The 21,198-nt window shown below is 69.3% G+C and carries 22 protein-coding genes and 1 pseudogene; 7 read left to right on the top strand and 16 right to left on the bottom strand.

The genetic code is table 11. The features are described from left to right. The first annotated feature begins 9 nt into the window (after nt 1-9). A complete protein-coding gene (locus tag ABEA43_RS65845; protein WP_345580488.1) occupies nt 10-219 on the top strand; it encodes an alpha/beta hydrolase in 210 nt (69 codons plus the stop codon). Between the two features lie 298 nt (nt 220-517). Further along, nucleotides 518-826 (top strand): hypothetical protein, encoded by a 309-nt coding sequence (locus ABEA43_RS65840; protein ID WP_345580485.1) that lies wholly within the window; start codon nt 518-520, stop codon nt 824-826. A gap of 113 nt (nt 827-939) precedes the next feature. On the opposite strand, the gene ABEA43_RS65835 is transcribed toward ABEA43_RS65840, so the two are convergent. The 5 genes from ABEA43_RS65835 to ABEA43_RS65815 are packed head-to-tail and all read right to left on the bottom strand — an operon-like array spanning nt 940 to nt 6,332. Further along, nucleotides 940-1,794, bottom strand: coding sequence for an MBL fold metallo-hydrolase (locus tag ABEA43_RS65835; RefSeq protein WP_345580482.1), 855 nt, complete (start codon nt 1,792-1,794; stop codon nt 940-942). Further along, on the bottom strand, nt 1,791-2,402 hold the full coding sequence (locus ABEA43_RS65830; RefSeq protein WP_345580479.1) for a DUF3159 domain-containing protein: 612 nt from the start codon (nt 2,400-2,402) through the stop codon (nt 1,791-1,793). Before ABEA43_RS65830 ends, ABEA43_RS65835 begins: the two co-directional genes overlap by 4 nt. A gap of 47 nt (nt 2,403-2,449) precedes the next feature. Then, nucleotides 2,450-4,291 (bottom strand): bifunctional 3-(3-hydroxy-phenyl)propionate/3-hydroxycinnamic acid hydroxylase MhpA, encoded by a 1,842-nt coding sequence (gene mhpA / locus ABEA43_RS65825; RefSeq protein ID WP_345580476.1) that lies wholly within the window; start codon nt 4,289-4,291, stop codon nt 2,450-2,452. After that, on the bottom strand, nt 4,288-5,217 hold the full coding sequence (locus ABEA43_RS65820) for a fumarylacetoacetate hydrolase family protein (RefSeq protein WP_345580473.1): 930 nt from the start codon (nt 5,215-5,217) through the stop codon (nt 4,288-4,290). The genes mhpA and ABEA43_RS65820 overlap by 4 nt, the downstream gene beginning before the upstream one ends. Next, the gene (locus ABEA43_RS65815; protein WP_345580470.1) at nt 5,214-6,332 is read right to left on the bottom strand and encodes a VOC family protein; all 1,119 of its coding nucleotides are present in this window, start codon (nt 6,330-6,332) and stop codon (nt 5,214-5,216) included. Before ABEA43_RS65815 ends, ABEA43_RS65820 begins: the two co-directional genes overlap by 4 nt. Before the next feature lie 88 nt (nt 6,333-6,420). Between ABEA43_RS65815 and ABEA43_RS65810 the strand changes: the two genes are divergently transcribed. Continuing rightward, nucleotides 6,421-7,083: a TetR/AcrR family transcriptional regulator gene (locus ABEA43_RS65810; RefSeq protein ID WP_345580468.1), complete on the top strand. Its 663-nt coding sequence runs from the start codon at nt 6,421-6,423 to the stop codon at nt 7,081-7,083. Between the two features lie 2 nt (nt 7,084-7,085). After that, complete coding sequence (locus tag ABEA43_RS65805) at nt 7,086-7,271, top strand: MBL fold metallo-hydrolase (protein WP_345580465.1); 186 nt, start codon at nt 7,086-7,088, stop codon at nt 7,269-7,271. 383 nt (nt 7,272-7,654) lie between these two features. On the opposite strand, the gene ABEA43_RS65800 is transcribed toward ABEA43_RS65805, so the two are convergent. From ABEA43_RS65800 to ABEA43_RS65760, 10 genes are all read right to left on the bottom strand, one after another. After that, nucleotides 7,655-8,119: a hypothetical protein gene (locus ABEA43_RS65800; protein ID WP_345580462.1), complete on the bottom strand. Its 465-nt coding sequence runs from the start codon at nt 8,117-8,119 to the stop codon at nt 7,655-7,657. Nucleotides 8,120-8,514: 395 nt separating this feature from the next. Next, nucleotides 8,515-9,198, bottom strand: a complete 684-nt coding sequence (locus ABEA43_RS65795) for a response regulator (RefSeq protein ID WP_345580459.1) — start codon at nt 9,196-9,198, stop codon at nt 8,515-8,517. A 15-nt stretch (nt 9,199-9,213) separates the two neighbouring features. Next, nucleotides 9,214-10,386 carry a sensor histidine kinase gene (locus ABEA43_RS65790; protein ID WP_345580455.1) on the bottom strand — a complete coding sequence of 391 codons (1,173 nt, stop codon included), beginning with the start codon at nt 10,384-10,386 and terminating at the stop codon, nt 9,214-9,216. A 106-nt stretch (nt 10,387-10,492) separates the two neighbouring features. Further along, nucleotides 10,493-12,682, bottom strand: a complete 2,190-nt coding sequence (locus ABEA43_RS65785) for an MMPL family transporter (protein ID WP_345580452.1) — start codon at nt 12,680-12,682, stop codon at nt 10,493-10,495. A gap of 255 nt (nt 12,683-12,937) precedes the next feature. Continuing rightward, nucleotides 12,938-13,888 (bottom strand): DMT family transporter, encoded by a 951-nt coding sequence (locus tag ABEA43_RS65780; RefSeq protein WP_345580449.1) that lies wholly within the window; start codon nt 13,886-13,888, stop codon nt 12,938-12,940. Continuing rightward, entirely contained in the window at nt 13,889-14,098 is a 210-nt protein-coding gene (locus ABEA43_RS65775; RefSeq protein ID WP_345580446.1) for a hypothetical protein, read from the bottom strand. A gap of 126 nt (nt 14,099-14,224) precedes the next feature. Continuing rightward, a complete protein-coding gene (locus tag ABEA43_RS65770) occupies nt 14,225-14,527 on the bottom strand; it encodes a Tn3 family transposase (protein ID WP_345580443.1) in 303 nt (100 codons plus the stop codon). After that, nucleotides 14,464-14,733 carry a Tn3 family transposase gene (locus ABEA43_RS68585; protein ID WP_425570753.1) on the bottom strand — a complete coding sequence of 90 codons (270 nt, stop codon included), beginning with the start codon at nt 14,731-14,733 and terminating at the stop codon, nt 14,464-14,466. The genes ABEA43_RS65770 and ABEA43_RS68585 overlap by 64 nt, the downstream gene beginning before the upstream one ends. Before the next feature lie 468 nt (nt 14,734-15,201). Then, nucleotides 15,202-16,086: a LysR family transcriptional regulator gene (locus ABEA43_RS65765; protein WP_345580440.1), complete on the bottom strand. Its 885-nt coding sequence runs from the start codon at nt 16,084-16,086 to the stop codon at nt 15,202-15,204. 196 nt (nt 16,087-16,282) lie between these two features. Beyond that, nucleotides 16,283-16,897, bottom strand: coding sequence for a TetR/AcrR family transcriptional regulator (locus ABEA43_RS65760; protein WP_345580437.1), 615 nt, complete (start codon nt 16,895-16,897; stop codon nt 16,283-16,285). A 156-nt stretch (nt 16,898-17,053) separates the two neighbouring features. Between ABEA43_RS65760 and ABEA43_RS65755 the strand changes: the two genes are divergently transcribed. Then, on the top strand, nt 17,054-17,575 hold the full coding sequence (locus tag ABEA43_RS65755) for a cysteine hydrolase family protein (protein ID WP_345580434.1): 522 nt from the start codon (nt 17,054-17,056) through the stop codon (nt 17,573-17,575). A gap of 201 nt (nt 17,576-17,776) precedes the next feature. Here ABEA43_RS65755 and ABEA43_RS65750 read toward each other — a convergent pair whose 3' ends face one another. After that, nucleotides 17,777-18,577: an SDR family NAD(P)-dependent oxidoreductase gene (locus ABEA43_RS65750; protein WP_345580515.1), complete on the bottom strand. Its 801-nt coding sequence runs from the start codon at nt 18,575-18,577 to the stop codon at nt 17,777-17,779. A gap of 127 nt (nt 18,578-18,704) precedes the next feature. On the opposite strand from ABEA43_RS65750, the gene ABEA43_RS65745 reads away from it, so the two are divergent. Further along, nucleotides 18,705-20,003 carry a hypothetical protein gene (locus ABEA43_RS65745; protein ID WP_345580431.1) on the top strand — a complete coding sequence of 433 codons (1,299 nt, stop codon included), beginning with the start codon at nt 18,705-18,707 and terminating at the stop codon, nt 20,001-20,003. Between the two features lie 67 nt (nt 20,004-20,070). Further along, nucleotides 20,071-21,198: pseudogene (locus tag ABEA43_RS65740) on the top strand (ISL3 family transposase); the annotation flags it as partial.

Raw genomic sequence — 21,198 nt, 5'->3', positions numbered from 1 at the left:
GGGTCGCTGGTGCTGGCCGGACACCGCTATGAAGCGGTCTCCCTGTATGAGTGGACCGAGCAGATGCACGCCGCCATCGGCGGCACCGTCTTCACCGTCGCCGACGACGTGCACGGGTCCGTCCTGCGCGTGCCGTCCTGCGCCACCGAGCTCGTGTCGTACTTCACCACGGGCCGCATCGACCGCGGCTGCGACGGCACCCCCGTACCCGAGAAGTAACCGACGGCGTCCCCGTCCGGTCGCCGGCACGGCCATCGCACGCACCGTCTCGACGACCGGACCCCTCCCAACCCGCACACCATGGAGCTCAAAGTGGAAGGCATCCTCAGCCAGAACGTGGTCAGTCGGAAGCGGTCACGCAGGAGCATCGCGATGGCCGTCGCGCTGGCGGCCCTCACTATGGCCGGCGCGGCCTGCGGGAGTGAACAGGAACCCGGCAGGACGGTGGCCTCCCTGGCGCCGCAGGCCGGTTCGGCGTCCGCCGCCGCCCCCGCAGGGCGGTTCCAAGGCCGATCCGGTGGCCTTCGCCCAGTGCGTCCGCGAGAACGGCGTGCCGGACTTCAGGGACCCGGAGCCGGGCAAGGGCATGGGCGAGGGGATCGACCTCAACTCCCCGGCGTTGACGAAGGCCGCCGAGGCCTGCGAGGAGCTCATGCCCGCCCCGCCCCCGCAGAACGACCCCGGGGCGACGTGGTCCACGGCGGACAAGCTCAAGTACGCCGCGTGCATGCGTGACAACGGCGTCCCGTCGTTCCCCGACCCTGACGCGGGTGGCGGTTTCAAACTCGACGACGACCCCCGGGAGCGGCCGCCGATGCGGCCCTGACCGGGCAGCGCGAGTTGGTGGACATCGATGAGCAGGGGTTGATGATCAGGCACGTCAAGGCTGGCGGTTCGACGCGGGATCGCCGGAGGCCGGTGGGAAGGCCCGTTTGACCGTCAGCCGATCGTCGCAGTCATCAGGTCGCGGCCCACGGTGATCCGGCCCTGGTAGCCGCCGGATCGGATGTCGGACTCGAAGGTCGCCTCGCCCGACTCGTCGTCGGGGGCCGGGATCAGGTGGGTGAGCACGAGGTGGGCGACTCCGGCGCGCTTGGCCAGGCTGCCGAGCGCGACGGTGTCCGCGTGGTAGGAGAAGATCTGCTCGAACGGGGTGCCCGCCACGGCCTCGTGCAGGGCCGTGGTCCGGCACGCCTCGTGAACCAGTACGTCCGCGCCTTCGCTGAGTGCCTCCACCTCGTCGCACACACGCGTGTCCCCTGAGATCACGACGGAGCCGTCGGGAGTGCATACGCGATAGGCCACCGCGTCCGGCACCGGCTCGTGGTGTACGGCGACGGCCTCCACAATAACCTCGCCCTGGGACCACACCACGCGCGCCTCCGGAGAGCACGCGAACGCGCGCACGTCCAGCTCCGGCGGCGCGGGCTGCACGTGTTCCATGCGCAGGGCGATGTCGGCCGAATACGGGTCGAGCATCCGCTGGATGAAGCCCACGGCCTCGCCCTCCGGCGCGTGGATTGTGAGCGGGCCCGAGTTCCAGACATGGTCCTGGATCCACCGGGACATCACCACGTCGGGCAGTCCGATCACGTGGTCGCTGTGCACATGCGTGATGAACAGGGCACTCAGCTCATGGAGTCCGGTTCCGGCCTCGGTCAGGCGCATGACGGTCGCGCGTCCGGCGTCGAACTGCAGGGCCGTGGGACCGTACCGGACCAGAACGCCCGCGCCCGCGCGGCCGGGGGAAGGGATCGGAACGCCGGTGCCGGTCAAGGTGACAGTGGTAGTCATTTCTGTGCTCTTTCGTGGGTGTCGTGTTGAGGACAGCCGCAAGTACGGAGGGTCAGGCGCCGGTAGATCACCCAAAGCAGGATCGCCATCAGCAGGTGGGCCGGCACCTCGACCAGCAGCTTGAACGCGCCCATGGCGAGCGCCCGGTCGGCCAGGTACAGCCGCACCTGGTTGACCACAAGCGCCCCCTCCACCGCCATCCAGGCGAGGTTGGCGATGGTGAAGGCCCGCATCCGGACTGGGCAGTGCCGCCAGAACAGGCCCCGGCCGGTGAGCACCCCCGTTGCTAGGGCGACCGGTGGCCATCTGAGCAGGAGCAGGACCGGGGTCAGCACGACGATCAAGGCGCGGGTGATCAGCACGGGGAGGAAGAAGTCAGCGGCCTGCCCGGACAGGGCGGCGATCGCAGCCGCGCCTCCGGTGAGCGCGAAGCCGCCTATGGCGGGCCAGATGCTGCGGGCCTGCCTGAACCGGTACGCCGCGACCACCGCGGCCAGGCCGATGCCGGTGATAAGGGAGAGGGGCAGGTTCTCGGTGGTCGAGTACGACAGGGTGAAGCCGAGAACCGGCGTCGCCGTCTCCGCGACGTGGAGACCGGCCTTGCTCAACAGCGCCAAGTCCTTCGTCCTGCTAGCGGCTTTTTCGTCGGTACGGCTCATCGACGCGCCCCAGTGGACCTGGACGTGGGTGCGGACGTCGTCGGGTCGGGGGTTGTCTCGGGCGAGGTCGTGTGGGTTGGGGCTGTCCGGTTTGGGGCCGTGGGGGTTTTGCTGGCAGGGGTCGATCGGGTTGGTGCCGTTCGGGTCGGTGGGAGGAGCTGAAGCCACACGGCCGCATCTCGCGCGATTTCGGCCCCGGCCCCGGTTCCGATCCGGGCCGCCCGCTGGGGGAGTGGTGCGGCGGCCAGCACGGCGCGGTCGGGGCGAAGCAGCACGGCCCCCGCCCCGGCGTCGAGCAGCCAGCTGGTCAGTGCTCCTTCGTCGATCACGGTCTGCTCACCGGGGCGATCGGCAGGTATGGGCGCCCCGTGTCGCTCGCGCCCGCCGGACGTCGCAGGTCGTACGCGTACAATCGGCGCGCGCAGGCGCCGGGCCAGACTGGCCAGTTCGGGATCGATCGGGCCGAGGGCGATGATCGCGAAGGAGTTGCCCAGCACGTCGTCCAGGCGGTGGCACTCCCCGTCGACCGTTACCCATGGCTGAGGCGGTAGGGTCCCGGCCAGGTCACGCCACACGGGCACCCGGTGGGGGCGTACGAGCAGCCCCCGGCGCAGCCGCGGCGACGTGCTGCGCGTGGTGATTGCGTGGATCGCGGGCACCCGCCCGGCCTGAGCGAGCAGCATTCGCCTTAGGGTGGCCCCGGCCCGCCGACCGCCTCCCCGCTCCCGGCCGCCGAAAGGGGCCGCGCCGTCAGGAGATGCCCGGCCGCCGATCATCGCCCGCCCGATCGTGACCGCGAGCCGGATCATGCGCGTGACATGCGGCCCTCGTTCGGCCTGGTAGGTGTCCAGCAGCCGCTCATCACCCCCCTCTGACAGCACCATCGCCAGCTTCCACACCAGGTTGGCCGCGTCCCGCAGCCCTGCCCCCATGCCCTGCCCGATGAACGGCGGCGTCAGATGCGCGGCATCCCCGAGTAGGAACACCCTCCCCTTTCGCCACCTGTCAGCCACCTGGGCACGGAAGGTGTACGTGGCCTTCCGCAGCACCTGCAGCTCGTCCTGCGGAACACCGCGAGTCCAAGGGGCGAGCAGCTGCGGCAAGGACTCGACCAGCTCGCTCTCGGTCTCACCGGGCCGTACCCGGAACTCCCACCGGTACCGATCCGCCCCGATACGCATGAACGTGGCGGCCCGCTCCGGGTCGCAGACCTGGTGGATCCCATCCCAGATCTGGAGGGGTACAGCACAACGGACGTCCACCACCAGCCAGCGCTCCGCGAAACGCAGGTCCCGCATGCGCGCGCCGATGCTCTCCCGTGTGATGCCGTTGGCGCCGTCGCAGCCGAGCACGGCGTGCGCCTGGACCTGCCAGACCCGGCGGCTCGCGACGTCACGCAAGCGCACGCGTATGGGATCGCCGAGAAGGCCCGGCTCGATGTGTACGACCTCGGTGCCGGGCCGCAGCTCGGCCTGTGGATGGCGGCTCAGGTTCGCGCGGAGCAGCGCCTCTAGGTCCGGCTGGTCGAACATGTTCGCCTGCGGCCACCCGTGGTGCCCCTCAAGACGATCCCGGCGGAACTCCGTGATCGTCCGCAGCTCCCCGTCCATCAGCCGCATGCCCAGGGCGGGCCTGCTGATGGCGGCGAACTCGTCGGCCACTCCCACCTCTTGCAGGATGCGCATCACCTCGTCGTCCAGATGCACCGCCCGGGGCAGCGGATACACGTTCGGGTGCGGGTCCACGATCAGGCTCTGGATGCCCCGCCGGGCCAGCAGCGTCGCCGCCGTTATCCCGGTCGGCCCCGCTCCCACGACGAGCACGGGGACGACGTTCACGCGTACCTCACCGGCGTACGCTGGCAGCCGAGATCGATGGCGCCGTCGCCGGTCGCGATCCTCGCCGTGACGACGTCGCCGTCACGCAGGTAGGCCGGGACCTTCGCCTGGCGGGCGAAGAAGATCTTCCACTTCACGGCCTCGGGCAGCAGCGCGCCGATCCGCTCCACCGGCGTGGGCGGCGCCTGCAACGCCGTCCCGCCGGGCGTTCCGGTCAGCAGCACGTCGCCGGGCCGCAGAGGCTGGAACCGGGCCAGCGCCGTCAGCGCGGCGGCAGGCCGTATGATCATGTCAGCCACCGTGCGGTCCTGGCGCGGAACCTGGTTCACCGACAGCCGCAGGCGCAGGTCCACCAGGCGGCTGAACTCAGCCGGTTCCAGCAGCACCAGCCGGGGCCCGAGCGGGGTGAACGTCGGGTAGGACTTACTCTCGTAGAACTGGCCCTTGACCAGCTGCACGTCGCGGGCCGACACGTCGTTGGCGATCACCAGCCCGGCGATGTAGGACGGCAGATCGGCATCGGTGACGATGGCGCCGATCGGCAGGTCGGCGCCCATGACCAAGCCCAGCTCGACCTCGTAGTCCAGCAGCCGCACGTGCGGCGGTTTGACGATGGAGCCGTTCGGGCCGGTGACGGACCCTGACGCCTTGCGGAAGAACGTGGCGGACACGGTGTTCGGGTCGAATCCGGAGTCCTTCGCATGGGACCGGTAGTTCACCATCTGGGCCACGACCCGGCAGGGCGCCGTTACGGGTGACAGCAGTTTCAGCTCCGCGATCGGCACGCCGTTTCCGCTCGCGTTTAGCACCGCGGCGCGGTCCGCCAGCAGGTCCGCGGTGGTCTCCGCGGTGGTGTCCATGGGGAAGGCGAAGTCCTCGTCCTCCACCCACCAGGAATTCTCGGTACGTACGACGTTGACACTCATGCTTTCATCGCTTTCATCAGGCCCAGCAGTCGGGCGGCGTCCAGCTCGTTCTCCCCGCGCAGGGCCGTCATGACGGTGTGGAGCATCGCCGGTGACGGACTGGTGCCGAGGAAGTCCCGGGTGACGGGCGGGCCCCATTGCGCGAGGCCGGTGGCCGACATGGGCGCCCATCCGGGTTCAACGGTGCAGTCGAACAGGTCGCCATCGGCGAAGTGCTCGACCATCAGCCGGTCCGGGTCGCGCCAGTAGTCGAAGATCTGGCTGCCCTGCGCGTGCCGGCCGATGCCCCACACGCGCCGGTAGCCCCGGTCGGCCAGGTACTCGCCACCGGCCGCGACCGCGTCCAGATCGGCCACCTGGTACGCCGAGTGCACGTAGCCCACCCCGGGCCCCAGGTGCATGGCGAGAGTGTGGTGGTCGGCGGGGTCGCCGCCCCTGTCGCAGCGCAGGAATGCCATCGTTGGGCCGCGGTCGCGCTGGTCGTCCAGGAAAAGGAAGTCGCTGACGATCATGCCGAGCGTGTTCAGGTACCAGCCGAGCGCCCGCTCGAACATCCGAGTCTCCAGCACCACGTGCCCGAGGCGCTGCACCCGAGCGGGCTCGCGCGCCGGTCGCTGCGCGCGGTTGATCCGGCGCGGGTCCACGCCGACATTGAGCGTCAGCGGGTGCTGTTCGGGGAGCGGCGGCAGGTCGGTCACGCCGTGCACCACCCGTACGGGGAAGCCGCTGGGATCGCGCAGCTCTATCACCCGGCCGCCGCCCAACTCCCCGAGCTCGCGCACGTCAGAGCCCGTGGTCGCGGCCAGCCGTCCCAGGTCGGCGGCCTCGGCGGCGCGGAACGCCGGGCCGAGGAACCGGGACCTGGGGCCGCGGCGCACGACCACGCACTGCGCGCCCGGCAGGGTCCCGCGCAGGTACAGCGTGTCAGGCGTACAGCTGGCGACGGCGAAGCCGAAGTCGCGGGCGAACGCCTCGGCCCGGTCGAGATCAGTCTTCTCGAACTCCAGCCAGGCCAGATCCGCCACCTTGATCACCGGATCACGGGACCTCCCCAGGTGTTCGCCGCGCAGCGGTCCGCGCTCGCTGTGCAGGTTCGTGTGAGCGTCCTGTTTCATCACCACTCCCAAAATGATTTCTTCATCATAAATGATGAAATCATCATAAATGAGGAGCGCATCCGTCAAGTCGGCTATCGTCGGGAAGGTGATTTCGGTTCAGAACGGCGAGCCCGTGAAACCCGCGTCGCGGGCGGAACGGCGCAAGACGCGCACCAGGCAGGCGCTCATCGACGCGGCCCGCGACTTCCTGGCGCGGCAAGGCTTGGCCGAGGTCAGCATCCAGGAGCTCACCGACGTGGCCGATGTCGGGTTCGGCTCCTTCTACAACTATTTCACCAGCAAGGACGAGCTCTTCCAGGCCGCTATCACCGACGTGCTCGAAGAACACGGTCAGCTGCTGGACGAGCTCACCTCAGATCTCGAGGACCCAGCCGAGGTCTTCGCCGCCTCCGTACGGCTGACCGGCCGCCTGGCCGACACTCACCCGCAGGTCGCCCGCATCCTCACCCGCACGGGACTGCCGTACCTCGACTCGGACAAGGGCCTGGCACCGCGCGCGCTGCGCGACATCCGCCGGGCCGTCGACGCGGGCCGCTTCCGCATCGCCAACCCGCACGTGGCGCTGGCCAGCGCGGGCGGTTCGCTTCTCGGGTTCCTGCAACTCCGGATCGCGCACCCCGACCTGGTAGGCGAGGACGCCTGCGAGGAGTTGGCCGAGCAACTGCTCAGGATGTACGGCATGGACCGCGAAACCGCCTATGCCATCGCGCATCGGCCGCTTCCCTCAGGAGGGGTGCAGTTCCAATAGAGGTGACTGTACGGTTCCGGCTCGAGCCGATCCGCGACCGGGTCGTACCGGTGTCGGAGAAGGTCGCGATCAACGACTGGACCACCGCGATCCCGACACCGGGCCACACGCCCGGTCACACCGTCTACGACGTCAGGAGCGGCACCGGCCACCTTCTCGCCTGGGGCGACACCGTTCACACTTCGTAGCCGGCGCCCACCTCGGGCTCACCCGGCATCGCTCGCGTAACCCCCTCCAGCGACGGCCATGCGCTGGAATACCTCGCGCCACACACTCCGGCCGTGACTTCCACGAATCCGATCCCAGCCAGGTCACAACCCCGCGTTGATCACCCCGGCCAAGGCAAGGGCTTCAGAGGCGATGTCATTCTCTGAGGACATCGTCAACACTTCGCGGGCCCGATCCCGTCTGCTGGAGGGCTTCGGGCCAACGCGCTGCCGGGGTCGGACGATCAGGGTCACACTCAGGCACCCCTGACGAAGCATGTGTACCCGTACCCGGTCGGCGTCATCATCGGTCACACCTGGCGGGATGACCTGCCGCTCTACCTAGTCAGCCCGAACGGCGCGATCTACAAGCTGCGTCTGCCGGAAGCCGGTCGGTGCCAAAACCCGCTCCATGGCGCTGGCCTGTGGTTCTGTGTGTTGTCAGGCGGCTCGATGATACTCATGGACCAGGCCGCGGATGGCTGTTCGTCGCTGTACTCAAGCAGTGAGATCGGCCGGATCGTAAGGGTGGGCGTAGTGACTGGGTTGGTGCGGCCTGTGCTGGTTGTAGTGGGGCTCGTACCCGGCCGGTACCCGTCGAAGATGTCGCGCTGCTTGGGGGTGCCGGTCCGTTCGCAGGCCAGTGCCGCCTTGGCCGCTTGGATCGCGTCGATCGGGTCGGACTTGCCCTCGAAACGGCGGGTCTTGCGGTCGGGCCGGTCGACCTCGGTCAGGTTCATCTCCTGGCGGTGCAGGTAGCGGGCCAGCCCGGCACCGTAGGCGCCGGTCCCTTCGATGCCCACGACCGTCACGATGCCGAACGACTGCATCCAGGTGACAAGCGCGGCGTGTCCGGTGGGGTCCGCGGGGACTGCTCGGTGCCCAGCACGCGGCCGACTTGGTCGATTACAGCTGCGATCCGGGTGTCTCGGTGGGTGTGTATGCGACACCGCCGGCGACTTCGTCGATCGTGGTGGTGTCGGGTGTAATGGAGGGCATTGTCGTCCTGTGCTCTTGACCGGTGGGCAGGGCGGCACGCACCGGCCGGGCAACGCGGACAAGACAGAGAAGGGGCCTCTGGCCAGGCTCCTATGAGGTCACAACGCCACGTCCGGTGGGTGCAGGTGAGCACCTCCCGCTCAGACCGACAGATCCCGTTGAAGACCCGAGGTCAGTCAGGGGGCGGGTCAGGACTGACGGGAGGTGCTCACCTACATCATCTCTGTCAGGGGGCAGAGCGTGGTGGTGGGCGGACCAGGCCGGTCTGGTAGGCGATGACGACGAGTTGGGCACGGTCGCGGGCGTTGAGTTTGGTCATGGCGCGCTGGATGTGGGTGCGGACGGTGAGCGTGCTGAGGACCAGGTGGTCGGCGATCTCGTCGTTGGAGCGGCCCTCGGCGGCCAGGGCCATCACCTCACGTTCCCGTGGGGTGAGTGCGGCCAGCCGTTCGTCGGGGGCCGTGGCCGTTCCCGGTCTGGGGGTGGCGAGGAAGCGGGTGATGAGGGATCGGGTGGCCGCGGGCGACAGGAGCGCGTCGCCGGCGGCGACGGTGCGGATGCCGTCCAGAAGGGCCTCGGCCGAGACGTCCTTGCCGAGGAAACCGCTGGCTCCCGCGCGTAGGGCTTGGGCGACGTACTCGTCGGTCTCGAAGGTGGTGAGGATCAGCACTCGGGTGGCGGCCAGGTCGGGGTCGGCGCAGATCGTGGTGGTGGCGGCCAGGCCGTCGACGTGGGGCATGCGGATGTCCATCAGGACGATGTCGGGGTGGTGGGTGCGGGCCAGGGCCACGGCTTGGTCGCCGTCGGCCGCTTCGCCGACCACCTCCATGTCGGGGCTGGCGTCGATGAGCAGGCGGAAGGTGGCGCGCAGCAGGGTCTGGTCGTCGGTGAGCAGGATGCGGATGGTCACAGTGATGGTCCCGGGTCAGTGCAGGATGGGGAGCTCGGCGGTGACGGTGAAGCCGCCTCCGGGCCGGTGTCCCGCCTCGAAGTGGCCGCCCGTGGCGTGGGCGCGTTCGCGCATGCCGATGAGGCCGAAGCCATGGCTGTTGGTGGCGGGCGGTGTCGGGCCCGCGTCGTTGGTGATCGTGATGGTCAGCCGGTCGCTGCCGTAGGCCAGCCGGACGCAGGCGGCGGGGGTGGCGGCGTGCCGGGTGACGTTGGTGAGCGCCTCCTGCACGATCCGGTAGGCGGTCAGGTCCACGCCCGGGGACAGCGGCTGCTGCCGGCCCTCGATGGTGACGTCGACGTCGAGGCCGGCGGAGGCGAGTGTGGCGGTCAGGTCCGGCAGCTGGTGCAGGCCGGGGGCCGGGTCCAGCGGGGAGTCGGTGTCGCCGGCCTGTCGTAGCAGGCCGACGGTGGCCTTCAGCTCGCGCAGCGCTGAGGAGGTGGTGCCGGCCAGCGCGGTGAGCAGGTGCTCAGCCTCGTCGGGGCTGGTTCGCGCCAGGTAGGTGGCGGTGCCGGCCTGGGCGTTGGCCAGGGCCAGGTGGTGGGCGACCACGTCGTGCAGCTCGCGGGCGATGCGCATGCGTTCCTCGGCGACGCGGTGGCGGGCCTCGTCCTCGCGGGTACGTTCGGCGTACTCGGCGCGGGCCTGGACGGCGTGGAGGTAGGCGTGCCGCAGACGGGTCACCGAGCCCGCGACGACCGGCAGGATGAGGCAGAAGATGGGGTTGATCGTGGTCAGCGGCCAGGGATGGTCGAACCGGTCGCCGAACAGCGCCGTCGGGACGATCACCGCGGTGGCGGTCAGGCAGTAGCCGAGCGAGGCCCGGCGAGGGACGCGTACGGCCAGCTCGTAGAGCGCGGCCATGACCGGGGCCAGCAGCAACGGGGTGAGCAGGTAGCCGACGCCGGCGGCGGCGGCGGCGCACACCGCGGTGACCATGAGCACGACCCGGGGATGGCTGCGGCGCCACAGCAGGGCCAGGGAAGCGACGGCGGCCAGCGGGACGGCCGAGGCCCAGCCCAGGCCCTCGGCGTAGGGGCGGCTGGCGTAGAGGGCGGCCGGACCGGAGGCGGCGCACAGCAGCGTGATGAGCGCCGCCTCGACGAGGCGGGGGTGGTCTTGGGCGTACTGGCGCCAGTCGAGGGTCATCGCGCTCCGGTCGGTTGCTGTCTGTCCATGGTCGGTGACCTGGGGCTTCGATGCCAAACGGGGCCCGTCCGCCAGGTACGCGGACGGGCCTCTCGCAGTGGCCGGGTCAGCGGCGTACCGGCTCCCGGCCCGTCGTCGCGGCCAGAGCCGGGTCGTCGGCGGGCTCTGACGCCAGAGCGGCGCCCTCCACGTCGACGCGGGGCAGCAGCCGCCCCAGCCAGTCGGGCAACCACCAGGCCCGCTCACCGAGCAGGGCCAGCACGGCGGGGACGAAGGCCATCCGGACCACGATGGCGTCGAACAGCACGGCGACGGCCAGGCTGAACCCGATCATTTTGATCATGGACAGGCCGGCGCCGACGAATCCGGAGAACACCGCCATCATGATGAGCGCGGCCGCCACGACGACCCGGGCGCTGTGCCGGAACCCGGTGACGACCGCCTGGCGCGGCTCGTCCCCGTGGATGTAGGCCTCCCGCATCCGCGAGACCAGGAACACCTCGTAGTCCATGGCCAGGCCGAACGTGATGCCCACCACCATGATCGGCATCATGCTGATGATCGGGCCGGTCTGCTGCAGGCCGATCAGGCCGGCGCCCCAGCCCCACTGGAAGACCGCGACGACGGTGCCGAGGGAGGCGAGCACCGACAGCAGGAAGCCGAGGGCGGCCTTGAGCGGGACCAGCAGCGAGCGGAAGACCACCATCAGCAGCAGGAAGGCCAGGCCGAGCACGACGGCCAGATACGGGATCAGCGCGCCCTGCATCTTCTGCGCGACGTCGATGTTGACGGCGGTGGTGCCGGTGACCATGAACGTCGCCCCTGTGCCGGCCTCGGTCGCCGGCCGCTGCTCGCGGATGAGGTTGACCAGGTCCATGGTCTGCTGGCTGGTGGGGGCGGTGGAGGGGGTGGCGGTGAACATTGCGGTGTCGCCGGCCGGGTTGAACCTCGCCTCGGAGACCGACACGATCCCCTCGGTGGCGTCGATCTCGTCGGCGATGGCCCGCACCGCTGTCTCGGGTTCGCCGGTGTTGCCGGCGTCGACGACGATGGTCAGCGGGCCGTTGAAGCCGGGGCCGAAGCCCTCGGCCAGTTCGTCATAGGCGCGGCGTTCGGTGGTGGCGGTGGATTTGGTCTCATCGCCCGGCATGCCCAGTTGCAGGTCCAGCATCGGTACGGCCAGCACGCCCAGCCCGATGAGGGAGGCGACGAGTACGGGCACCGGGCGGCGCAGCACGAAGCGAGCCCAGCGGGTCCCCGCGTTGCCGCTGCTCTCCGTGTGACCGGTCGTGCTCCTGCGGGCCCGGCGGGACAGGACGGCGTCGGGGAAGAAGCCGAGCAGCGCCGGGACCAGGGTGAGCGCGATGAGCACCGCGACCAGGACGGTCCCGGCGGCGCTCAGCCCCATCTTGGTCAGCGTCGGGACGCCGACCACCGACAGCCCGGCCAGGGCGATGACGACGGTGAGCCCGGCGAAGACCACCGCCGAGCCGGCGGTGCCCACGGCCAACCCGGCCGCCTGCCGGGGCTGGTGCCCTCGGCCCCGCTCCTCGCGGTAGCGGGAGACCACGAACAGGGCGTAGTCGATGCCGACCGCCAGCCCCAGCATGGACGACAGGCTGCTGCTCGTCGTGGACAGCCCGAGCGTGGAACCGAGGGCCATGATCGCCACCATGCTGATGCCGACTCCGAGCACGGCGGTCAGCAGCGGCAGCCCGGCGGCCACCATCGACCCGAACGTGACCAGCAGCACCAGCGCGGCGATCACGATGCCCGCCACCTCGCTCAGGCCGCCCGCCGCCGGGGAGGAGGCCAGGACGGACCCGGCGGCGTCCACCGTCAGGCCCGCGTCCCGCGCCTCGTCGACGGCCTGCTGCAGGTGGGCTTTGGTGTCCTCGGTGAGTTCTTTGGACGGCACCTTGTAGGTGATGCTCGCGTACGCGGTGGAGTCGTCCTCGCTGACCGTGCCCGCCCGGAACGGGCTCACCGCGCCGGCGACCTGGCTGCTGCCCGCCGGCGCCTCGGCGACCAGCTTCTCGATCACCGCCCGGTTGCCGGTGTCGGTGATCTTCTGCCCTTCGGGAGCTACGAAGACAATCTTGGCGGTGGCCCGGTCGGCGCCGTCGGAGGCGCCCGGGAAGCGCTGCGCCATCAGGTCATAGGCGTTCTGCGCCTCGATGCCCGGCATGGAGCCGGTATCGGGCGGAGGGTCGCCGGCGGTGGTCGAGGCGAACGCGACGGCGCCGAAGATCGCCAGCCAGACGATGGTGACGTACCAGCGTCGCCGGAAGGCCATACGGCCGAGTCGATAAAGGAAAGTAGCCACGGGACGGAGGTCTCCAGGTGTTGAGAGAGGTACCTCGCCAGGCTTTCCGGTCTCGGCCTGTCCCGTCGTCATGCGGCTGCTGGCACTTGGCCTACTGAAATCGCAGTAGCCGCCGCCCCCAACCGCGCCACGGCCGTAGGCACGGCGGGGCCGGTCTGTCACGTCCTCGCCGCCCGGCCGAGCCCGCCCGTCCCGCAGGCTCGGCCCGGTGGCGGCGGGACGCGCTCACGAGGTCCGAGAGGCCTCAGCCGGACAAGCCGGGCTGGCAGCCGCCGCACGGGTCCCCGCAGGGTGGGATTGGGCCGCCAGGCCGACGACGCCGCGGACGGTGGCCAAGGCGAACACGACCGCCAGGACGGCGCCGGCCGCACCGAAGCGGACGCCGTCATCCAGCAGCCACAACCCGATGACGCAGGCGAGAACAGGGTTGACGACACTGACCATGGCCAAGGGGGCGGCCAGGCCCGCGCCACGGTAGGAGTGCTGGCTGAGGATCTGCCCGGCCAAGGACAGCCCTGCGACGATGCCGCCGGCCAGCAACCACCTGCTGGTGAGCACGCTGTCGGGCGCGTCGGCCAGGAGGGCCTTGGTCAGCACCGATGCGGTCCCGAAGGCGATTCCCGCCGCTGCCGAGAGCAACAGGCTGCGCGCGAGCGGCGCAACGACGTGCCGGGCGGTGAGCGCCAGCGTGCCGATCACCGCAACGACGCCGCCGGCCAGCCACAGCACTGCGCAAGCAGACAAGGCGGCCGTCCCGCGAGTGGTGAGGATGAACAGCCCGGCCAGAGCGGCGACGGTGAGCCACGCGTGCCCCCACGCGGCCCTGGCCACTCGGCCGCGCCGCCGCGCCGCGGCGATCGGCAAGGCGAAGACGAGCGTGAGCGCCCCCAGCGCCTGGACCACACCGATGGCGCCCAACGGCAGCGCCGCCACATGCAGCCCCGCACCGGCCCCATTGAGCAGCAGCGGCACGACCCAGCGACGCACGCCCCGCCTCACCTCGGCGTAACGCTCCTGGGCCACGGCGGCAACCGCGTACCCGATTGAGGACAGCACGGACAACACGATCAGCCCTATCAGGTCACTCACCGCGGCCCCCCACCAGCGGCTCTCGGTGTTCGGCAAGGCTGTGAGCCGACCGATCCGCCCGACGTCGATGCCGCTGAGCGGTGGCAACTACCACTCCGCGTACCCGCCGCTCATGCCCGCCAGCATCCACAGCGCCGTCACATGCAACCCGGCACCGACACCGGCAAGCAACAGCGGCACCAGCAGGCGATACACCCGCGCCGTCGCATCGGCGTCGTTCTTGCGCGCGCGAGCGGCCGCGACGTACCCGATCCCGGACAGCACAAAAAGAACGGTCACCCACACCAGATCACTCACCGCGGGCTCCAGGTCTGACCGTCCGCAAGCTGTTCGACATGGGCTCCAGGGTGTCTGACCCGACCGGCCATGTCGTCGTGCCAGTGCAGGCACCGCTCCTACTGCCAGGGCAGTAGGAGCGCAGGCTCACGGCATGTTGGGAGGGAACATGCCGGGCCACCGTCGATCCTCGTCGTCGGCGTCGTCGGCCTCAGGATCACGCAACGCCCGTCGCCCGCCGCTCAGTTGCGGACGTTGAAAGGAATACCCGCCGTGCACATTAATGTGTCGCCTGACGAATGGGCTGAGCCGAGCGATGTCGTCATCCAGCACCGGATAGCCCTGCACGCGCAGCTGATGTAAAGCGTCATCGATGTAGACGGTGTTCAACCAGACGATCGCGTTGAGGCCGAGGCCGAGCGCGCAGGACGCCTCCCGCAGCCCGCCCAACGTCCATCGTCACTGTGCGTACAGCCACAGGTAGGAGAGGGGAAAGCCCACACTGTTTCGGTCCACGAGTCTTCCATGCCCTTCGCATAGCCCTGGCGCAGTTGGCCGAGGTTGCCGAAGAAGACGCGCCGGGCCAGGCCGTCGCGGCCCTCGCCGATGTTGAGCTGGGCACCCATCATCCGCCGGTAGTCCTCCAGGTGGGCCACATGCAGCAAGGTCGGGTCGGACCGGGGCGCGGTGTCAGCCTTTCGGCTGATCCGTTTCCCTGGCCCGCCCGCCGCACCCGACGTGCCAATCTCTCGGCATCGGGCGCTCCACGTGCTTTCCCGCTGGTCAGCCGTCGATCGCGGTGGCTGTCGACCTCGGAGTCCACGGAGTCGGGATGGTGCTCCCGCGATAGCGGTAGTGGGTCACCTTGACGCCGGATGCGCCGGTGAACTCGGTCCCGTTATAGGCGATCGTCCAGGTTCCCGGTCGGCAGAACCGGCAGCGCAGTTCACTCCAACTGAGCCGGAGTGCTTGTCGTGAATCCACTTGGCGAGGCGATGCCATGCCTGCTGATCCACCACGTGGAACACCGCGTCGCGAGCTGTTGCGTAAGCAGCGCAGGAATCCTCCACATTCATTCATGTGGAGGAGCACGTCGATCGCTTTGAGGACTGCAGCAGACAGCACTAGATAATTTTCTGTGCCGCCGTGTCTCTCAAACACGTCAGCATCGACGCGATGCTGACCCCGTGTTCGGCGCCCGCACGCACCGCCGCGTAGATCCGGCGCGCTGGGGCGGTCCGCGCGACCTCGCACAGGATGACTCCGTCAGGGACGTTGGTGGCCGCCAGGCGTGGGATGAGAGCGACGCCGCCGGTACCAGCGACCAGAGCGAGCACGGCGTTCCAATCATTGACCCGATGGCGGATGTCGGGGTTGAAACCAGCCGCGTTGCAGGCGGCGAAGGCGATCTCCCCGCAAGGGCCGGACTCCGCGCCAAGGATCCAGGGCTCCGTCGCAAGGTCGCTGAGTTCGATCTTCTCCGCCCCGGCTCGCCTGTGTCGGATAGGCATCGCCACGTCGTACGGATCGGACAGCAGGTCGATCCGGTGGTATCGGACATCCACGCGGGTCGGGCCGCCTCGGTAGTCGACGGTGATCACTAGATCGAGATTACTCGCGTCCAGCAGAGTGAAGCAGTTCGGTGGGTCACTCTCCCGCACCGACACAGTCAGACGGGGTCGTTCCTCGTGCAGCCGCCGCAAGGACGGCGCCACCAAGTTGACGATCGCAGATCCAAAGGCTCCGATCCGCAGATGACCGAGCTCTCCCGCGGCCAGATCGGTGAGTTCGGCCCGCGCCCGCTCCAGCCGGGCTTGCAACACGGCTGCGTGCTCAAGGAGCAGCCCCGCCTCCGGCGTGAGGCGTACTCCACGGCCCTGTCTGACGAGCAACCGGACACCGACCTCACGCGAGAGCGTGGCCAACTGCTGGGAGACTGCAAACGGGGTCAGGTGCAACACCCCCGCGGTGGCCGCGATGGTGCCGCGGTCGCGTAGCTCGCGCAGCACACGCAGGCGGCAGGTCGCAGACCAAGTCGAGAGCATCCTGCGGGGTCCCGGCGAACCAGGGCGCGGCTTCGTACTTGCCGTTGCTGGGAGTGTGTATTGCCAGCCCCCAGTAGTGCGCTGAGCCGCCATAGCGCAAAGCCACCTGACCGGCAGGCTGATCAGGTGGGCCGGATGCGGGCGGCGTGCGGTGCTCGTGCTACGACGCCTCCGGCGCCCCGGCCTGGTTCGGGCGCAGTCCGTCCCGCAAGACGGCCAAAGCGAGCGTGGGATTCACACGCTGGTCCGCCGGCCGGCGTAGCGCGAGGATGACGCCGCCGAGGAGGGCCATCAGTTCGGCGGGACCGACGTCGCGCCGGACCGCGCCGTGCTCCTGCGCTCGGGCGAGGAGTCCGGCGATCTGCTGGCGCAGTTCGGCCGTCATTGCCGCGATCGTGCTGTGGATGTCGATGCCGGCGCCGGTCAGGGCATCGATGAGCTCAGCCTTGGCCTGTGCGTCGGCGACGATCGCGTCGATGGTGGCAAACAGCGCCCCGGTCCTGTCGAGTGCGGTGCCGGCCAGGCGGGCTTGTTCGATGAGATGTCGCAGGCGCTCCTGAATGACGACTTCGAACAGCGCTTCCTTCGTGGGGAAGTGGCGGTAGAGCGTCCCCGAGCCCACCTGGGCGCGGCGGGCGATCTCATCCAGCGGCACGGACAACCCCTCGACAGCGAAGGCATGCCGCGCGGCCTCCAGGATTCGGTCCCGGTTGCGGCGGGCGTCGGCACGCAGGGGCCGATCTTCTGCCGGCACACAGATCAGCTCCTCGATCACATCTAGCCGGAGGGTCGTCCCCGCTTATGCTAGCGTCAGCATAAGCGGGGAGTTGTCTCCGTTTAAGACGGCCGCCCCCATCGGCTCTCACGGCGCGCGGGCGCAGGCGTGGAGCCAGAGTCCGCGGGCCTAGCCCCCATTGGAGGAGATGTGCAGATGACAGCAAGCGCGGAAACCAAGGCGTTGCCGGCGTTCCTGGCGTTGGACTTCGTGACCTACATCGTCGAGAACTACAGTCATGATCCCGCCGTCGTCCACCACGCGGCTCGGGCCTTGGAGTCGGCAAGGCGCGCCGGAATGCCGGTGTTCCACGTCGTGCCAGGGCCGATGCGAGAGCAGATCCATGAGTTGATGGCACCACGGCACGGCGAGCCCGTCCTGGCCAAGACATCGTTCGCCGCGTTCGCCACCACCGACCTGCACGAGCGGCTTCAGGCTGCCGGGGTCGGTGAAGTCGTCATCGCCGGAGTGGCGACCTCGGGCACGGTGTTGTCGACTGCGCGGTGGGCCCACGATATCGGCTACCGGGTAAGCATCTGCGCCGACGCGTGTGCCGATCCTGATCCCCAAGCCCACTCCGCGCTGGTGGACGAGTCGATCTTTCCTGACAGCTGGCTCGGTCTCTGGCGCATCGCGCACATCATGCAGTCAGGTGAGGTCGGCGACCGTAGTGGGTGAGGTGAGGTACGGACGCACCCCTCGTACGAAGTCGGCGGGCCATGAGGCCGGAATGGGTCCTCGTGGCCGCGCACCAAGCGGCGGCGCAGCAGCAGGCCGAGCGTGCGTCGACTTCTCGGGCGCCATTACCGGCGACACCGAAACGGCCAGGCTCGGTGCCGCCGGCTACCGGTTGCTGCAACAGAGGCGTGGGGCGGCTGGTCAGCGGGCCACGTAGCCGCCGTCGACGGGCAGGGCGACGCCGATGACGAAACTCGCCCCCGGGCTGGCCAGCCACAGCACCGCCTGGGCCATCTCCTCGGCGCGGCCGAGCCGGTTGATGGGCTGGTCGGCTTCGGCCTGGGCGCGGTCGAGCTCCCCTTTGACGATCATGTCGGAGATCATGGGGGTGTCGATGGTGCCGGGGCAGATGGCGTTGATGCGGATGCCGCGGGGCGCGTATTCGAGTGCGGCGCTCTTGGTGAGGCCGATGACGCCGTGCTTGGAGGCGTGGTAGGCGGCGCGGCCGGGGATGCCGACCAGGCCGCCGAGGGAGGAGCAGTTGACGATCGCGCCGCTGCCCTGGGCGCGCATGTGCCGCAGCTCGTGCTTCATGCACGCCCAGACGCCGCGCAGGTTGATGGCGTTGACCCGGTCGAAGACCTCGACCGGGTCGTCGGCGGCGTCGCAGGGCGGGATCTGGATGCCGGCGTTGTTGAAGGCCACATCCAGGCGGCCGAACGTCTCGACGGTGCGGTCGGCGGCGGCGGCGACCTGCTCCTCGTCGCTGACGTCGCAGGTGAGGGCGAGCACCCGGTGGCCCGCGTCGGTGAGATCTTTCGCGGCGGCCTCCAGCGCCTCGGCGTTGATGTCGGTGAGGGCGACGGCGGCCCCGGACTCGGCGAAGGCGCGGGCGGTGGCCAGCCCCATTCCGGAGCCGGCTCCGGTGACGAAGGCGACCTGGCCGGTGAAGGGGTGTTCACGAGTGCATCTGACCTGGGATGCAGAGGGAAGCTTGAAGATCGCTTCCCGAGGACGGCGTGATCGTTTCCCAGGTTGGAGGGACCGCTGGTGTCGATACGGTGGGTCTGACGATGGTTATGTGACTCGAATGTGGCCTCGCTTGTTCCTTCCGGCTTGGCTAGGGTTCGTGCGTGATCTTTTGTGGCTGGTGAGGCATGGTCTGGTGATGGCAGGTATGTCGATGGTGCACTGGTCGCACAGGTGGCTGGCCGCCGCGGCCCATCTGCTCCAGCGGTGGGGACCTGTGGACAGCGAGACCGGGCTGGCCGCCTTCCGGTTCGCCGCGATCAGCGGGACGGCGGCGACTCCTGAAGAGCGTCCCTGGATGACCACACCGGAGCTGACCGAAGTCGCCCGATATGGGGGTTTCCCGCAGACGTTCACTGGTGCGGGGCGCGCCGGGCTCCGGCATCCAGTGGCTGTCCAGCCGCTGAATCACGCGCTGGACCGGGGCTGGCGGGAGGGGGGCTGGGCGGCGGCCCGGCCGCCGGAAGAGGTCGCCCACGAGGCCGGTTTGCTGCTGACGAGCCAGCTGAACGCCGTTCCTGGAAAGTTGGGTGAACCCGCCAGAGAACTCATTGCCGAGTTGGTCAGAGAGATGTTTGTGCATTCGTTCATGAACGACTGGGTGCGTGTGACGGTGGCGGCCCGCCCGGACGGTCCTGCGCTCAGTGACGAGGTGCATCTGCTTGGTCGCGACCTGGGCGGCGAGACCTTCCGGTTGTCGGTGGCTTCCGCCGCGTCCTTATCCCCGCTTCACAAGGCTGGACGCTGGCCAGATCCCGCACGTCTGCTGACCCGGACGACCGACCCGCGCCGCGCCCTGACCGAACAGCAGTACCGGCATGCGGACCTCGGCGTTCGTGTCGCGTGCACTGCGGAGGTGCTCGGCGAGTACGTCTGGCTGACCAACAACGACCGGATGAAGGTCACCGTGAAGGTCGGACCGCACGGCCTGAATCTCGACTGCCAGTCCCCGGACGCTGACGCCACGTTCCGCACCTGGTGGTGTGAATCCGCGCCCTGCGCCGACCTGCTGCGCGAGGAGTGGTGGGAGGACGAGGACATCACTGGTCCCCGCCGATTGGACGAGGAGACTCTGGCCAGGTTCCTGGCGGACTTCGAAGAGCACAATCTGGGGCTGGCGAGAAGCGGTGCCTGGGCAATGCGGCAGATCGGCGATTACGGCCCCGAAGACGATCCCCGACCGCGCTTCCCCGGCGACCGCCTGGTGGCCCTGCTGGGCCGCGACCTGTTCGACACAGTGACGCGGCAGGTCACCAGCGGCTTCAGCAACGTCCGTCCTCTCGCATATGGAATTGGCGTGCCGTTCGACATCGGCCCTGACGACTACGGGTTCTACGGATGCCTTCTGCTGGTCGGTCCTGCCTTCCTCGGTCTGATCACCATCGAAGCAATGGCCTGATCCGGGACTGTACGGGTGTGTGGTTTTCGGCTCTGGCCCGTAATCGGTGGTGGCGCTGGGTGCTCACCTGCCAGGCTGGGCCGTGCCGAAGATCGACGATCTTACAGGTGTGGTGTTTTCGGGGCTGTCTGCCCTGGTCATCGAGGGAGTAGAGGACGAGGATGACCTCATTCGGGTCATGGCCCGTACTCGCGATGAGCCGGTGCCGTGCCCGGTGTGTGGGGCGCTGACCGGTCGGGTGCACGGCTACGCGAGCCGGACGGTCACGGATGTGCCGGTCGACGGGCGGCGGGTAGTGGTGTCGCTACAGGTACGGCGTCTGGTCTGCCCGGAGTGGGCATGCCCTCGGCAGACGTTCCGCGAGCAGGTTCCTGGGCTGCTCGAGCGCTATCAGCGTCGAACCAGCAGGCTCACTGGCCAGCTAAGCGCGGTGGTCAAGGAACTGGCCGGCCGGGCGGGGCTCGGCTCTCGACGGTCCTGGCCGTCACGATCTCCAGGTCCACAGCGCTGCGACTGCTGGTGCGGCTGCCGCTGCCCCCGCTGCGGATCCCGCGCGTGCTGGGTGTTGATGACTTCGCTCTCAAGCGCCGGCACCGTTATGCCACGATCCTGATCGACGCCGAAACTGGCGAGCGGATCGATGTCATGCCCGGCCGCAGTGCCGATGCGCTGGAGGCGTGGCTGCGATCCCACCCTGGGGTCGAGATCGTCTGCCGTGACGGGTCGGGCGCGTACGGTGAGGCGGTTCGACGTGCCCTGCCCGATGCGGTGCAGGTTGGGGACCGATGGCACCTGTGGGCGAATTTCTGCGACAAGACCCTCGCTGAGGTTCGCTCCCACAGCGCCTGCTGGGCCACGGTCAACCCGTCCCGGCCCGCCGGCGTTCGCGAACAGACCACCCGCGAGCGTTGGCAGCAGATCCATGACCTGCTGGGCAAGAGCGTCGGCCTCCTGGAGTGCGCCCGCCGCCTGAACCTGTCCCTCAACACCGTCAAACGCTACGCCCGCACCCGCGAGCCCGAAGCTTTGCGCCGCGCTCCTCGCTACCGGCCCACTCTCGTCGATCCCTACCGTGATCACCTGCGCGAGCGGCGCGCCGCCGACCCGGCCGTTCCCGTGCAGCAGTTGTTCCGCGAGATCAAAGAGCTCGGCTACACCGGCAGCCTCAACCTGCTCTACCGCTACATCACCCAAG

The organism is Nonomuraea rosea (assembly GCF_039539705.1).
Classification (GTDB): Bacteria; Actinomycetota; Actinomycetes; order Streptosporangiales; family Streptosporangiaceae; genus Nonomuraea; species Nonomuraea rosea.
This window is presented reverse-complemented; position numbering and strand designations above follow the sequence as displayed.

What these genes read in the sequence shown, in the direction of transcription:
- ABEA43_RS65820 (WP_345580473.1), bottom strand. Translation starts at nt 5,217, where the DNA reads ATGAGTGTCAACGTCGTACGTACCGAGAATTCCTGGTGGGTGGAGGAC.
- ABEA43_RS65785 (WP_345580452.1), bottom strand. Translation starts at nt 12,682, where the DNA reads ATGGCCTTCCGGCGACGCTGGTACGTCACCATCGTCTGGCTGGCGATC.
- ABEA43_RS65815 (WP_345580470.1), bottom strand. Translation starts at nt 6,332, where the DNA reads ATGAAACAGGACGCTCACACGAACCTGCACAGCGAGCGCGGACCGCTG.
- ABEA43_RS65790 (WP_345580455.1), bottom strand. Translation starts at nt 10,386, where the DNA reads ATGACCCTCGACTGGCGCCAGTACGCCCAAGACCACCCCCGCCTCGTC.
- ABEA43_RS65755 (WP_345580434.1), top strand. Translation starts at nt 17,054, where the DNA reads ATGACAGCAAGCGCGGAAACCAAGGCGTTGCCGGCGTTCCTGGCGTTG.
- ABEA43_RS65835 (WP_345580482.1), bottom strand. Translation starts at nt 1,794, where the DNA reads ATGACTACCACTGTCACCTTGACCGGCACCGGCGTTCCGATCCCTTCC.
- ABEA43_RS65800 (WP_345580462.1), bottom strand. Translation starts at nt 8,119, where the DNA reads ATGCAGTCGTTCGGCATCGTGACGGTCGTGGGCATCGAAGGGACCGGC.